Origin of the sequence: Bradyrhizobium sp. LVM 105, assembly GCF_003957705.1 — a bacterium.
GTDB classification, from domain to species: domain Bacteria; phylum Pseudomonadota; class Alphaproteobacteria; order Rhizobiales; family Xanthobacteraceae; genus Bradyrhizobium; species Bradyrhizobium frederickii.
Map to the genome: position 1 here is coordinate 457,929 of NZ_QZMV01000005.1, position 13,630 is coordinate 471,558.

Here is a 13,630-nt window from a genome sequence, read left to right on the forward strand (position 1 = left end):
CGAAGCGCCGTTTGATCGGGGCCGCGCATCGAGCGTGTCGTCGATCACAACACTTGCGCGCGCACAGGCCGCCAAGCGTCGCCGGATCTCGTTTCATCGCGATGATCTTCATCCCTGAAGAACTGGCAAGCCTGCATAGGCGGAACGATCATGCGCTCGGTGTGGCGCGTGACAGAGCACGCATGAGCCTTCAACAAACGAACGAGCCCGCTGCGGCGCCGGCGTTCGTGATGACAATCGCTGCAACGATGCGCAGAGATTAAGCGATCGGTGGCGTCGCAGTGGGAAGGCCATCCGCTCGGCAGAGCCGAAAGCAACGTCTCGCCGCGAAAATGCGCCGAGATCCGGCCCATCGGCAATTTCGAATGTCTATTTGGAACCGTTTCATAATTGGCCTGCGATTTGCTTGGAAGAGGAAGGCTGGTGTGGTCTGGAGGACGGATGATGCGAAAATCGACCAGGATTTTCGGTTGGGCGGCAGCGATCGGGGCGATCTTTGCGCTGCAGAACGCCTTGAGACCTGCGGCCGCAGAACCGATGCCCAAGCTCGATTTCGCCGGCTCCGTCACCTGGTTGGGCCAGGTCCCCATTCTCGTTGCCATCGAGAAGGGTTTCTTCAAAGACGAAGGCTTGGACGTCAACGTCAAGGTGATCTTGAGTTCGAGCGACCGTATCCGGGCCGTGACCGCGGGCTCCGTCGCGTTCAGCAATCTCGGCCGCTCGACGGTGATCAGCGAAATGTCGCGCGGCAATAACAGCTTTTTCTATTTTGCCAATGTCGACGATTCTCCCGGCAGCGAAGGATGCTGGGCGCGGGCCGGCTTCCAGTCATTTCTCGATCTCAAGGGCAAGAAAGTCGCCGCCAACACGTCGGCCGAAGTGACGATGGACGGCCTGCTCCAGAACGCCGGCATGAGCGTGCGGGACGTTCAGTTCATCAATCTGTCGCCCAATGAGATGGCGCTTGCTCTCGGACGCGGCGATGTCGATGCAGCCTGTGTCTGGCAACCGCTGCTCGACAACCTCAAGAAGGCCGCACCGGATGGAAAGCTTCTCGGCACCGACGCCGACACCGAGACCTACAAGCGTTTCGGCACGATGTCCTCACCGGACATCCTGATCATCTCCCGGAAGGTCGTGGAGGAACATCCCGATCAGGCGCGCCGGCTCGCGGTCGCGATCATGCGCGGGGCCGATTATGTAAACCAGAATCCCGAAGCCGCGGCCGTCGCCGTCGCGCCCCTTTTCCGGCAGCCAACCGATGTCGTGCTCGCGGGCATCAAGAACTTCAAATACTACGGCTCGAAAGGCTGGAGAGAGCACATGAAAAGACACACCGAGCAGATGCAGTTTCTCGCGTCCTGGCTCCATCGGAACAAGAAGATCGAGAGCGCTCCCGACGTCAAGCAATGGGAAAACACGTCGTTCGTTCCCGATCTGTGAAGTTTCGCTGATCCCGCAAGGCGGAGCAGCATTCCCCGCGGCTCATTTTGACGGAAAGACAAGTGACATGACGTCGGCACGCGATATCGCCAGCAATCTCGTGGCTCCGCCCGATCGGACGAAGCGGAAGCACGGTTCGAGTCTTCGCGACCGCCCGATCATCCTGCTGAACATCCTCGGGGTGTTCGCCTTCTGCATCACCTGGGCGCTGGTGACCGAGCGGGGATGGGTTTCTCCGCTGTTTCTTCCATCTCCGTTCAAGGTCGCAAGCGAAGCCGCCGGCGTCGCCGCCACTCACGAGCTGTGGTGGGCCATTGCTGCGTCATCGCTGCGGGTCTTTCTCGGCTTCGCTCTTGCCGCGGCCGTCGCGATCCCGCTCGGCGTGCTGATGGGGAGCTGGTGGCCGGCAAAGGCGCTGCTCGATCCGCTGATCTCGCTGCTGCGTCCGCTGCCCTCCATCACCTGGATTCCGCTCACGATGCTGTGGCTCGGCATAGGCGAGGCTCAGAAGGTCGCCATCGTGTTCATGGGGTCCTGGATCTACGTCCTGCTCTACACGGTGGAGAGCACCAAGCGGGTGGATCCCATCCTGATCAAAGCCGCGAGAAACCTCGGCGCTTCCGAGTTCGCCGTCATGAGGGAGGTCGTTCTTCCCGGTGCCCTCCCGGGCATTCTGTCCGGTCTCAAGGTCAGTCTCGCCATCGCTTGGTCCTGCGTCCTGTCGGCCGAAATGGTCGCGGCCCAGAATGGGCTCGGCGCCCTGATCTGGTCGGCGAAGGACTGGAGCAATCTCGCGCTGGTGCTGGTCGGCATGGTCAGCATCTCCGCGACGGTGCTGGTCGCCGATCTCCTGGCCAACAGGCTGGAGCGCGCTCTGCTGCCCTGGGAGCGCCACAGGCGCCAGAGCTGATCCCAGAGCTGACCCCCTGGCTTCCGCGACAAAGGAGGTTTCGATGTCCGTCATTCTCTCCGCGCAACACGTCAGCAAGTCGTTTTCCGTGCGTCAGAACGAGGATGTTCTGGCGCTGCGCGATGTGAACCTCGATGTGTACGAGCACGAGTTTCTGTGCCTTCTCGGCGCATCGGGTTGCGGCAAGTCGACCTTGCTGAATATGTTCGCGGGCTTCACGCCTCCGTCGCAGGGAGACATCCTGCTGCGATCGAGCCCGATAACCGGCATCGATCCGCGCTGCGGCATGGTGTTTCAATCCTATGCGCTGTTTCCGTGGCAGACGGTTCGCAAGAACGTCGAATTCGGACCTCGCATGAAAGGCCTTCCCGCCAATGAGTGCCGGAGCATCGCCGGGCGGTTCATCGAGATGGTCGGGCTGCGAGGCTTCGCCGACCATTATCCGGCCGAGTTGTCCGGGGGTATGCAGCAGCGCGTGACACTCGCTCGCAGTCTGGCGGCCGATCCGGAGGTGCTCTTGATGGACGAGCCGTTTGCGGCACTCGACGCCATGACGCGCCATGTTCTCCAGGAGGAGCTGAGCCGCATTCAGCGGGAGAGCCTCAAGACCGTCGTGCTCGTCACGCACAACATCGACGAGGCATTGATCACGTCCGATCGGATCGTCGTGATGTCGCCCCATCCCGGCCAGATCAGGGCTGTCATCACCAACGACCTCGAGCGGCCGCGCAATATCGATGTTCAGCTGTCTGCTGCATGGGGCGAATTGAAGAAAGAGATTTGGTCGCTTGTCGCGGGTGATGTCTCGCTCCACGCATCCTGACACCCGCGACGACAAGGCACCGCACATTTGGCCGCATGAAGAGCGGACCAGGGGAGATCGAGATGGCGGACATAGCTCGACGTGATATGTTGACGATGGCGGGAGCAGTGGGGGTCGGGGTCGCGATTCCCGTGTCACCCGCTGCTGCGGAGGCGCTGCCGAAGGACAAGGTCCAGGGCAGTCCAGCTACGAGCGCGCCGGCGCGATCCTATCAGTTCTTCGATCTCAACGAGGCGGCGTTCATCGAGGCTTTCGTCGATCATCTGGTTCCGGCCGACGAGCTCTCGCCCTCGGGCACGGAGCTTGGCATCACCATCTATATCGACAGGCAGCTCGCCGGTGCCTGGGGCCGCGGCGCGCGTATGTATCTGCTCGGTCCCTGGGCTGCCGGCACATCGCAGCAGGGCTACCAGCTGCCGCTTGCTCCCGCCGATCTTTACCGCTGCGCCATCCGAGCCGTGGAAGCGCATTGCGAGACCGTCCACGGCGGCAGTTTCGACAGGCTTCAACCCGCGCAGCGCCAGAAAATCGTACAGGCGCTCTCCGACGGAAGCCTGCCTCTGCAGGAGATTCCGGCGCGGGTATTTTTCGACATGGCCTACGCCAATGTCATGGAAGGTCTGTTCGCCGATCCAATCTATGGCGGCAACAAGGACAAGCGTGGCTGGAGGCTGGTCGGATTTCCCGGTGTCATGGCTGCGCATGCCGAGAACATCGAGCGTTTCCGCGGCAAGCCGTATCCGGTTGAACCGCTCGGCATTGCCGATCTCTCGTGAGGACGATTCGATGCCGACGAAACTCAAGGAGGTCGACGTCGTCATCGTCGGCATGGGCTGGACCGGCGGTATCATGGCCAAGGAGCTGTCGGATGCGGGCTTGACCGTGGTCGGATTGGAGCGAGGCGCTCCGCGCTCGGACGCCGGTTTCTCGGTGCCGATGATCCGTGACGAACTGCGCTATGCAGTCCGCAACGAGCTGTTCATGGACGTAAGCCGCGATACGCTCACCTTCAGGAACAAGCCGGACCAACGGGCGCTGCCGATGCGGAGACTCGGCTCGTTCCTGCCGGGCGAAGGCGTGGGGGGCGCCGGCGTCCACTGGAATGGACAGACCTACCGCTTTTCTCCGCACGACCATGGGCTACGCTCCCGCGTGGAGGAGCGATACGGCAAATCCTTCATCCCGCGGGACATGCAACTGGCCGACTGGCCAATGAGTTATGCCGAACTCGAACCCTTCTACGACAAGTTCGAGTATATGGCTGGTATCTCCGGAAAAGCAGGCAACATCGCCGGGCGAATTCAGGAGGGAGGCAATCCTTTCGAGGGGCCGCGTGCGCGCGAGTATCCGAATCCTCCCCTCAAGCCGAGCCTTGCCAGCGAAATGTTCACGGAGACGACGAAGAAGCTTGGCTATCATCCTTTCCCGCGACCGGCGGCCAATATGAGCCGGCCCTACACCAATCCGGACGGCATCAAGCTCGGCGAGTGCCAATATTGCGGTTTCTGCGAGAACTTCGGGTGTGAGGCCAATGCCAAGGCAAGCCCGCACATCACGGTCATTCCGGCGGCGCTTCGCAACAAGAACTTCTCCCTGAGGCCGCATGCCTGGGTCACGCGTGTCAACCTCACTCCGGATGGCAAGCGGGCAACCGGAGTCTCTTACACCAGCGTGCTGACGGGGGAGGAGTTTGAGCAGCCCGCCAACCTCGTCATCCTGTGCGCCTACGGTTTCGGCAATGTGCACCTGATGCTGTTGTCCGGCATCGGCAAGCCCTACGATCCGGTCAGCGATGCCGGCACGGTGGGGAAGGGCTATTGCTACCAGGTGGCCACGGTCGTGCAGGCGTTCTTCGATGACAGGATTTTCAATCCCTTCATGGGGGCGGGGTCGCTGGGCGTCGTCATCGACGATTTCAACGGCGACAACTTCGATCACGGGCCGGTGGGTTACATCGGCGGAGCCTCGATCTACAGCGCTTCGCTGGGAGGGCGCCCGATCAATCAGCGTGCCGTTCCGCCGGGCACCCCTCGTTGGGGAGCGGAATGGAAGAAGGCGACAGCGCACTGGTACAGCCGCACGCTGCAAATGTCGGTGCAAGGCTCGAACATGGCCAGTCGCTACAACTATCTCGATCTCGATCCAACCTATCGCAACGCCTTCGGTTTGCCGCTGATGCGGATGACCTATAACTTCACGGACAATGACGAGAAGCTTTCGGCCCACCTGACGACCGTCGCGCATGACATCGGCCGCGCGATGGGGCCGACTCATCTCGGCCCCAAGATGCCTCGTCGCGCTCCTTATTCGATCGTCCCTTATCAAAGCACGCACAACACCGGAGGCGCGATTGCCGGACACGATCCCGGCAAGAGCGCGCTCAATCGGTACCTGCAGAGCTGGGACGTTCCCAACGTCTTTGTCATGGGCGCCAGCGCCTTTCCGCACAATTCGGGCTACAACCCGACGGGGGCCGTCGGAGCTCTGACCTACTGGGCGGCTGACGCGATCCGGACGAAATATCTGAAGGATCCCGGTCCGCTCCTGCACATCTGATCGGGACAACACCATGAAGAGTCTGGTGCGCCAATGGTCCGTCGCATGTGTGTTCGTCCTCGCCGACGCGAATGCCGTCCAGGCCGTGGACCCGACGAAAGGCGAAAGCCTGTATGAGAAATGCCATGCCTGTCATGCCATCAAACAGGAGGGGGTAACCCTCGGACCGTCTCTCGTGGGGATCTTCGGCCGAAAGGCCGGCAGCCTGGAGCAGTTTCGTTATTCGCCGGCCATGCGCCGCAGCAGTCTCGTCTGGGACGATGCAACGCTGGATAGCTTCCTGACTGACCCCCAGGCGCTTGTGCCCGGCAACCGCATGCCGTTTGCAGGCATGTCCGAGAAGAGTGACCGCGACGACCTGATCGCCTACCTGCATAAGGCAACCGAACAGTGATTGCGACGATTGTCGTTTCGGCGGCGGCGCAGCACCACCGGCTGCGCTGAGGTCTGTCAGCCGTGTTCCCGGCCTCGCAGGTTTAGTCTCGCGCGCAGAACGCATCGCCCACGCGTCGGATCGTACGCGCGGCCGACGATCTTCGTGGGCTCGGGCTCTCGCACAATCAAATGGTTTCGTCCTTCCATGACTCTCTGATCGAGGGCGGAACACGCTGCCGTCGCCGGACGATCGCGCGGCCAAGCCTGTCAGCCTCCTGACGATGCGCAAGACACACGCAGGGTGGCGCCCGCAATAAGTGCAACCAAACCGAGATTTGTGCAGCGCATTCAATTGACGCGTCGCCAATATTTGGTATCGTTTCATCACGACGAGAGCGAAGCTGACGCAGGATGCGCGGGCTTCTAGCGCAGGCCAATGATCTAAGGGAATGAAGTAATAATAAGTAAAAATGATATCCCTGAGAGATCACGGAACACAACTATCGAATAAATCTCGAAGTGATTCCGTCAAGACCGCTGGTCTGATCTCGTACAGTCGGAAGGAGCTAGGTTATGTACTCGCACGAGGCAATTTCCGAAGCAAAAAAGTCTGAGACTGACGGCAAATATAGAAGAATATCTCCATCGATGCGAGATGGCGTCGCGTCCCGCATCGCAACATCGCAGCAGATTTTTGAGCAAACTTGGAACGTGTTCATCAGTATCTTGAGGGAAGATATCCTCTCGGATGGCGATGCCGTCGTCGTCTCCGAAGCCGATCTTGATGAGATCTACGGCGAGCCCCAATCGATCCGTTCGATCGCGCAAGGCGCAGCCAATCGCGTCAAGGAGCGCTCTCTCGATCCACACGAGATGAGAACGCTCCGCGTCGCATTGATGCGGCAGCTCCTGATCAACGCGTCGTTGCAGGCTTGTCTCAACCGCCAGCGACGCGATGTGGCCATCTTCGACCAAAACGAATGCCGGCCATCGCGCTGCGACAGCGCGCCTCTGCGCATGGAGCTCGGCCTGCATTGCCAGGAGACGGAATTCCTGCGCGCCAAGGTTGTCAATGGCCTGCGTGGGCTGGTGCAAGTTCTGGAACGGGTGCTGGATCAGCTTCCGAACGATGACTCTCTGGAGTGCGCGGTCCACGATGCGCTCCAGGGCTTGTGGGATGCGATCTGGTCCGATGAGGATGTGGACCTCATCGCAATGCAGCTGCTCTACGCGGACAGCATGTACGCGGCGCTGCCGCAGGCGCTGGGCGAGGCGAGCAGCCTGCTCTCTCGGCAGGGAATTGATCCTGCGGGTCTGGAGACCTGCCTCAGGCCCTACACCTGGCTCTACGGTGATCGCGACGGGCGTCCGCACGATACGGACGCGCACACCGAAAGGCTGATTGTCGCGCTCGAGAAAGGCGTCCGCGCCAATTATCAGCGCGACCTTGCCGAGATCGCCGAAGGCCACCCGGCTTCGGACATTTTCCGGAAGCTCGCGGACAGACTCGATACCACTCACCCCGAAGCCGTGACTTCGTCATCGCAGCTTCTGGCGGAGCTGGAGGTCAGCGGCCTTTGCGCTGACGAGCGCGTGCGCGCGCTGATGCTGCGCATCGGCGTCTTCGGTTTCCACTATCTCAAGATCGAATTCCGTCAGAACGCAGCCATGTTCACCGAGGTGGTGGACAGCATCATTCCGCCCGGCCTGATCGCGGGGACGCTCGGCCCAGGCCGACCTTCCCGCTATGCTCAACTGTCGACGGCCGAAAGGGTCGAGCTTCTCTCGCAGCTGCATGGGCGCAAGGGTCAGCATCAGGATATGCCTGAGGAGCTGTGGCGGCGCTTCTGGGACGCCAACGGCCAGGCCTTCCATGACAAGGCAGCTCACTACCAGGGCAGGGACTACATCGACATCTACAATGTTGATCGCGAGCACATTCGCGTCCTGAACGCCCTCAATACGCTGAATACGCTCAAGCTGCTGAAGAGATATAGCGACCGGATTACGATTCACGGAATTGCGGAAGCCGGCAGCATCGACGAGCCGTTGGCGCTGCTGTTCCTGCTTGCGGCCGCCGGTCACCGCAACGGTGTCGATATCGCGCTGCAGCCCGAGGATCTCGCGGGCGCAGAAGCCATGCTGCAGCAGATCGAGGATCTCTACGCCAATCCGGTCTATCGGGAGCATCTGGAGCTGCGCGGACGTCGGCAATTCATCACGTTCGGGCCCAGCGACACCGGCAAGCAGGGCGGCAAGGCGATGCACATCGCGAACATGCAGATCGCCAAGCGCCATCGGGCGATCGCCGGCCGCTTCGGCATAGAGGTCGTACCCAGCATCGTGATCGGGTACGAGCATGCGCGCTCGAACGGACCGATCGCCGAGAACCTCGAGCGTTTTGACGCATTCACCGGCCGCGACGTGCGATACATGCTCTCCGGCATTCTGGAGATGCGCAGTCATCTGCTGACGCCCGTGATGGCGCACCAGTGCCTGCGGGATCTGCTTCTTGCGAGCGCAATGCGACGCTCGCCGTTTGGCATTGCGAAGCCGTCGCGGGGCGCCGGACCGGATGACGTTTCCCGAGTCGACTGGATCGCAATCGTCCGCCTCTACAAGCAGCGCTTCTTCGAACATCCGGTGCTGCCGGCGCTGCTGCGTGGCATTGCGCGCTTTGACATCGTGCGCGCCAACAGCAAGAGCACCCGCCCTCCGTCGCGAGCCTTCGACCTGCAAGATCTGGAATCCCGGCCCGATGCCATTCGCGCGATCCCCTGGACGCGGGCCCTGATGCTGAGCGGCGTACGCCACGAACTGATCGGCGCGGGCCTGCTGGCGGTGCGCGACGTCGGCGAGCTGCAGGATCTGTACAGAGCGGATGCAACCTTTCGCGGCTATGTCAAGAACATCGCGTATGCAGCCGCGCGTACGCGTATCGAGCTCGCGTGGCGGACATTGACCGGCTCGCTCCCCGAATGGCGCGAGGTGGTCGCACTGGCAAATAGCCTCCGGTCGAGCGACATGGAGGATCCGCGCCAGCTGCTGGCCTCGATCCATGTCGAATATGTTCAGGCCAAGCGTTTTGTCTACAAGGCGCAGTACGGCCTGGAAGCCGCTCGCCCCGAGGATCTGACGGCCGAGCAGCTTCTCAGTGCGTGGCCTGTGCTGGCTGAGGAAGTCGCGTGGAAGGAGCGGGAGATCGACCGCTACATCCCGCTTCTCGTGGCCACCAAGCGCGAGGCGCAGAACTTCACCAAGGCCGCGATCCAGGAGATCTACTCAGGATTCGTCCTCTCCGCCAACACCGATTTGTATTTCTATGCGGCGGACGAGCCGGACGCGCCCCGACAGGAGAGCAAGGCTCGCCAGCCTGAACACGGCGACCACCCGCGTCACCATTCCCTTCGCGCGGCAGTTTGATGGCCGCCCACGCGGATCAATGATTCGAGCGTCCATCGGTGGGCGACACCGATGGTTTGATCAGAGGGTTGTTGCGAGAGCGGGAGACGAGAATGAGTGACGTAATCATCGTTGGTGGCGGAATCGGCGGCCTCTCACTTGCCTTGGCGCTCGAGAGCGTGGGTATTGCCTCGACGATCTACGAGGCGACGCCGGTCATTCAACAAGTCGGTGTCGGCATCAATGTGCTGCCTTATGCGATGCGCGTGCTGGCGGCCTTGGGACTTGAAAAGGAACTGGAGAAGCGCGCGATCCCCACCCGGTCGAGTGCCTATTTCGATCGCTGCGGTCGCTCGCTGCATCAGATGCCCGTCGGGCACTTCGCCGGCGAAATCTGGCCGCAACTCTCGATCCATCGCGCAGAATTGCAGGCGGTTATGCTTGACGCGGTGCGCGAACGTCTCGGGTCCCACCAAATAAGAACCGGTTGGGAGTGCACCGGCGTTTCGTCCGAGCAGGACGACGAGGCATGTGTGAACTTCAGGGATCGTCGCACCGGTCAAAAACTCGAACCGCAGCGTGCGGGAATCGTCGTTGCCTGCGACGGGATTCACTCGAGGGTGCGCCGACAATTTTATCCCAATGAAGGTGCCCCTCGCTATTCCGGAGTTTTCATGTGGCGTGGGGTGACACGCCGCTCCAAATTTCTCGATGGCGCCACGATGGTGCGCGTCGGGCTGCCTGCGGTCGGCAAGATGGTGATCTATCCCATTCGCGATTACGACGACGGGACGCAGCTCATCAACTGGGTCGCTGAAGTCGAAGTCCCCGACCCGGGGAATTTCTGCAGCAAGCGGGATTGGAACTGTCCGGGGGATGCGAAGGACTTCGTCGAGGTCTTCGCGGACTGGCGCTTCGATTGGTTGGACGTCCCCGAACTGATCCGCAACGCGCAGACGATCCTGCAATTCCCAATGATGGATCGAGACCCGCTGCCGCGGTGGAGTTTCGGCCGGGTGACGCTTCTCGGCGATGCGGCCCATCCGCTGGTGCCTCTCGGATCCAACGGCGCCGGACAGGCGATCCTCGACGCCGAAGTACTGGCAAGAGAGCTTGCCTACTGCCGTGATCCGGCAGACGGGCTCGCGCGATACGAGAGCGTCAGGTTGCCCGCGACGGCAGAGATCGTCATGTCGGATCGGGCGGGAGGACCTGACGTCATTCTCCAGGAAGGGGAAGAGCGTCTGCGATTGCTGGTTCCTGTTCCAACGGACCGGTCGGCTTTCCCGCGATCTGCAGAAGCGGCGTGAACCCGCTCCACGGAAGCCGACGCGTTGGCCTGTGTCGACATGCTTGTGCGTCGCTACGTGAAGAAGCTCCATCTCTCGATCTGTCGACAAGACTTGTAAGGCTGTATTCCGGAAGGAGCCCGCGGATGAACGACGTGTGGTTGAAGGTCCCGGTCTCGGATCATTTTCAGTATGTTCGCGCGACCGACCTGCCGGCTTCAGACGAGGCTGCTCCCTCGCATGGTTGGACCCCAAGGTCCTGGCGCGAGAAGCCTGCGAGGCAGATGCCACAATACCGCGACCCGGGAATGCTGGTCGCGGTGGAGCAGATCCTGCGCAATTATCCGCCGTTGGTTTCTGCCGGCGAGGCGCGGTCGCTCAAGGTGGCGCTCGCACGCGTCGCTGAGGGTAAGGCGTTTCTTCTGCAGGGCGGCGACTGCGCCGAAAGCTTCGCCGAGTTTCATCCGGACAAGATTCGAGACACGTACCGCGTGCTGCTGCAGATGGCGGTTATTCTGACTTTCGGCTGTGGCCTGCCGGTTGTGAAAGTCGGCCGCGTGGCCGGACAGTTTGCCAAGCCACGCTCTGCCGAGCTGGAGGTCATCGAAGGCGTTTCGCTGCCGTCCTATCGTGGTGACATTGTCAATGCTCCCGATTTCGACGAGGCGGCGCGCATGCCCAACCCGGCCCGCATGGTCCAAGCCTACAACCAATCGGCCGCAACCCTGAATCTGCTGCGCGCCTTCTCCCAGGGAAGTTATGTCAATCTGGACAAGGTACGCCAGTGGAACCTTCGTTTGATTGACCGATTGCCGTGGGCCGAGCGCTACCAGAACTTCGCCAGTCGGCTCGACGAAGCGTTGGAGTTCGCGGCGGCCTGTAGCGCCGCAGGGGAGACCACGTCGGCGTTTCGTCTGACAGAATTTTTCACTAGTCACGAGGCCCTGCTGCTGCCGTATGAGCAGGCTTTGACCCGGATCGACAGTGACACCGGCGATTGGTACGACGTGTCCGGCCATCTGCTTTGGATCGGAGACCGCACGCGCCAGATAGATGGAGCGCATGTCGAGTTCTTGCGCGGGGTGAAGAATCCGCTGGGCCTCAAGTGCGGGCCCTCCCTTGAACCCGACGACCTGATGCGGTTGATCGACGTCCTCAATCCCAACAACGAGCCCGGCCGCCTGACGCTGATTGTCCGCATGGGAGCCGACAAGGTGAGGCAAAAGCTCCCGCCGCTGCTTCGCCGGGTCCGTGATGCAGGCAGGGTCGTCGTCTGGGTCTGCGACCCGATGCATGGCAATACCGTCACCTCGCGGTCGGGCTACAAGACGCGATCGTTCGATCGAATTGCGTCGGAAGTGTTTGATTTTTTCGACGTGCATCGGGCCGAGGGCACCCATCCGGGCGGCGTGCATTTCGAGATGACTGGCGAGGACGTTACCGAATGCACGGGCGGTGCCGGGTCCATCACGGATGAGTCGTTGTCGCGGCGGTACCAGAGCGCAGTCGACCCGCGATTGAACGCCAACCAGGCCCTTGAGCTGGCGCTTCTGATTGCGGAGATGTCCAGGACAGAGCGTATGGCTGGCAAGCAGCTTCGAACGGCGGGCGCCCGCTCGGAGGGCAGAACCCATGTTGCGTAGATATAGCGCTCACGTTTTGCGGCCAACGCAGCGGCGACGTGACGACCGGAGGCTACCGATCGAGCCGTAATAGGCGAGGAACCTGGCGTCCAGCCCATTTATACTCACTTCGCTAGATGAGTATAACGGACTTGTTGAGCAGCTCTCGGGCACGCCGGCGGCGGCATCGCGGGCGCGCTCTTTGCGTTCGCGAATTCGTTGGGGATTCTTCAGTCGCTTTGCCGGTAAGGCTGACGCGGCCGAGATCAGCGAGAAAAGATCCGAATGCCTCCAAACGACGATGGCTACGAGAAATGTCTCATTCGGGTGCAGAAATGTACCAGCTACGGCGGTACGCTTCGTTCCGGTTGAGAAGTGTTGTGTCACCTGCTGTTCGAACGGATTGGCGTAGATGCCATCCAGACTTCCGTAAGTCCCCGTTCGCGACGCGTTGCATGGATCAGCAGCCACGTCGCAGTGAAGTCCGCGAACATCTCGTCGCGGAAGATCGCCACCAAAATCCACTTCGATACAGGCTGGGCGGGTGAAGCTGCCGTTGTCGCACCGGATGCGTACGCGCTGATCAAAACCGCGCAGCCATCGTCCCCAGTCGCCGATACGCCGCCTCGCGCGCAGCGTGGATTGGCTCGGTCGGCCCCGTCGTCGGTCCGATCGGCACGAAGCGCACGTCGCTGATGCCGATGAAGCGAAGCGCCTCGCGCAGATAGGGCGTCGCCATGTCGATGCGGCCGCGATTCATGCCGGTGACAAAATCGCCGCCGGAGGCCAGGATGACGATGGTTGGTCGGTCCTTGAGCAGGGGAAGATAGCCCTGCGCTGGATCGAACCGGAATGTCAGGCCGGGCTGGATGACGATGTCGAACCATTGCTTCAGCTTGTAGGGGATGCCGAAATTCCACATCGGCGTCGAGATCAGCACGCGATCTGCCAGCGAAAAGCGCAACGCGATCCGCTCCGCCTCGGAAAAGCTGCGGCGCTGCGCGTCGTCGAACGGCTGCGACTTCATTCGCGCATATTTGGCCTCGACGATGGGACCGACGAATTCCGGCAACCGCTCGCGCCAGAGGTCCATCACGTCGATGTCCCAGTCGGGCCGCGCTTGCCGAAACCCGTCAAGGAAGACGCGCGCGCCGGCGCTCGACTCGGAGTCGGGGCGGGGCGAGCAGGACAGATGCAGGAGCTTGGCCAC

At 61.6% G+C, this 13,630-nt stretch carries 11 protein-coding genes; 9 read left to right on the forward strand and 2 right to left on the reverse strand.

Annotated elements, in window-relative coordinates; translation table 11 throughout:
* Positions 1-44: 44 nt before the first annotated feature.
* On the reverse strand, positions 45-545 hold the full coding sequence (locus D6B98_RS39960; RefSeq protein ID WP_164718636.1) for a hypothetical protein: 501 nt from the start codon (positions 543-545) through the stop codon (positions 45-47).
* On the opposite strand from D6B98_RS39960, the gene D6B98_RS17620 reads away from it, so the two are divergent.
* The 9 genes from D6B98_RS17620 to D6B98_RS17660 all read left to right on the forward strand — a co-directional run bounded on the left by D6B98_RS17620 (position 538) and on the right by D6B98_RS17660 (position 12,441).
* Complete coding sequence (locus D6B98_RS17620) at positions 538-1,443, forward strand: ABC transporter substrate-binding protein (RefSeq protein ID WP_245481412.1); 906 nt, start codon at positions 538-540, stop codon at positions 1,441-1,443. The two genes, D6B98_RS39960 and D6B98_RS17620, sit on opposite strands and share 8 nt — an antisense overlap.
* A gap of 67 nt (positions 1,444-1,510) precedes the next feature.
* Positions 1,511-2,353: an ABC transporter permease gene (locus D6B98_RS17625; protein ID WP_126258202.1), complete on the forward strand. Its 843-nt coding sequence runs from the start codon at positions 1,511-1,513 to the stop codon at positions 2,351-2,353.
* Between the two features lie 43 nt (positions 2,354-2,396).
* On the forward strand, positions 2,397-3,176 hold the full coding sequence (locus D6B98_RS17630) for an ABC transporter ATP-binding protein (RefSeq protein ID WP_126258203.1): 780 nt from the start codon (positions 2,397-2,399) through the stop codon (positions 3,174-3,176).
* Between the two features lie 95 nt (positions 3,177-3,271).
* Positions 3,272-3,952, forward strand: a complete 681-nt coding sequence (locus tag D6B98_RS17635; RefSeq protein WP_164718684.1) for a gluconate 2-dehydrogenase subunit 3 family protein — start codon at positions 3,272-3,274, stop codon at positions 3,950-3,952.
* A 10-nt stretch (positions 3,953-3,962) separates the two neighbouring features.
* Positions 3,963-5,732, forward strand: coding sequence for a GMC family oxidoreductase (locus D6B98_RS17640; protein WP_126258205.1), 1,770 nt, complete (start codon positions 3,963-3,965; stop codon positions 5,730-5,732).
* A gap of 13 nt (positions 5,733-5,745) precedes the next feature.
* Positions 5,746-6,126, forward strand: coding sequence for a c-type cytochrome (locus D6B98_RS17645; protein ID WP_126258206.1), 381 nt, complete (start codon positions 5,746-5,748; stop codon positions 6,124-6,126).
* Positions 6,127-6,680: 554 nt separating this feature from the next.
* Positions 6,681-9,530 carry a phosphoenolpyruvate carboxylase gene (locus D6B98_RS17650; protein WP_126258207.1) on the forward strand — a complete coding sequence of 950 codons (2,850 nt, stop codon included), beginning with the start codon at positions 6,681-6,683 and terminating at the stop codon, positions 9,528-9,530.
* Between the two features lie 92 nt (positions 9,531-9,622).
* Positions 9,623-10,819: an FAD-dependent monooxygenase gene (locus D6B98_RS17655; RefSeq protein ID WP_126258208.1), complete on the forward strand. Its 1,197-nt coding sequence runs from the start codon at positions 9,623-9,625 to the stop codon at positions 10,817-10,819.
* 125 nt (positions 10,820-10,944) lie between these two features.
* A complete protein-coding gene (locus D6B98_RS17660) occupies positions 10,945-12,441 on the forward strand; it encodes a class II 3-deoxy-7-phosphoheptulonate synthase (RefSeq protein ID WP_126258209.1) in 1,497 nt (498 codons plus the stop codon).
* Positions 12,442-13,003: 562 nt separating this feature from the next.
* On the opposite strand, the gene D6B98_RS17665 is transcribed toward D6B98_RS17660, so the two are convergent.
* On the reverse strand, positions 13,004-13,630 hold the full coding sequence (locus D6B98_RS17665; protein ID WP_126258210.1) for an FMN-dependent NADH-azoreductase: 627 nt from the start codon (positions 13,628-13,630) through the stop codon (positions 13,004-13,006).

Excerpts from the sequence above, each read along its gene's own strand:
- D6B98_RS17620 (WP_245481412.1), top strand. The coding sequence starts at position 538 with ATGCCCAAGCTCGATTTCGCCGGCTCCGTCACCTGGTTGGGCCAGGTC.
- D6B98_RS17650 (WP_126258207.1), top strand. The coding sequence starts at position 6,681 with ATGTACTCGCACGAGGCAATTTCCGAAGCAAAAAAGTCTGAGACTGAC.
- D6B98_RS17630 (WP_126258203.1), top strand. The coding sequence starts at position 2,397 with ATGTCCGTCATTCTCTCCGCGCAACACGTCAGCAAGTCGTTTTCCGTG.
- D6B98_RS17625 (WP_126258202.1), top strand. The coding sequence starts at position 1,511 with ATGACGTCGGCACGCGATATCGCCAGCAATCTCGTGGCTCCGCCCGAT.
- D6B98_RS17640 (WP_126258205.1), top strand. The coding sequence starts at position 3,963 with ATGCCGACGAAACTCAAGGAGGTCGACGTCGTCATCGTCGGCATGGGC.
- D6B98_RS17655 (WP_126258208.1), top strand. The coding sequence starts at position 9,623 with ATGAGTGACGTAATCATCGTTGGTGGCGGAATCGGCGGCCTCTCACTT.
- D6B98_RS17645 (WP_126258206.1), top strand. The coding sequence starts at position 5,746 with ATGAAGAGTCTGGTGCGCCAATGGTCCGTCGCATGTGTGTTCGTCCTC.
- D6B98_RS17660 (WP_126258209.1), top strand. The coding sequence starts at position 10,945 with ATGAACGACGTGTGGTTGAAGGTCCCGGTCTCGGATCATTTTCAGTAT.
- D6B98_RS17635 (WP_164718684.1), top strand. The coding sequence starts at position 3,272 with ATGGCGGGAGCAGTGGGGGTCGGGGTCGCGATTCCCGTGTCACCCGCT.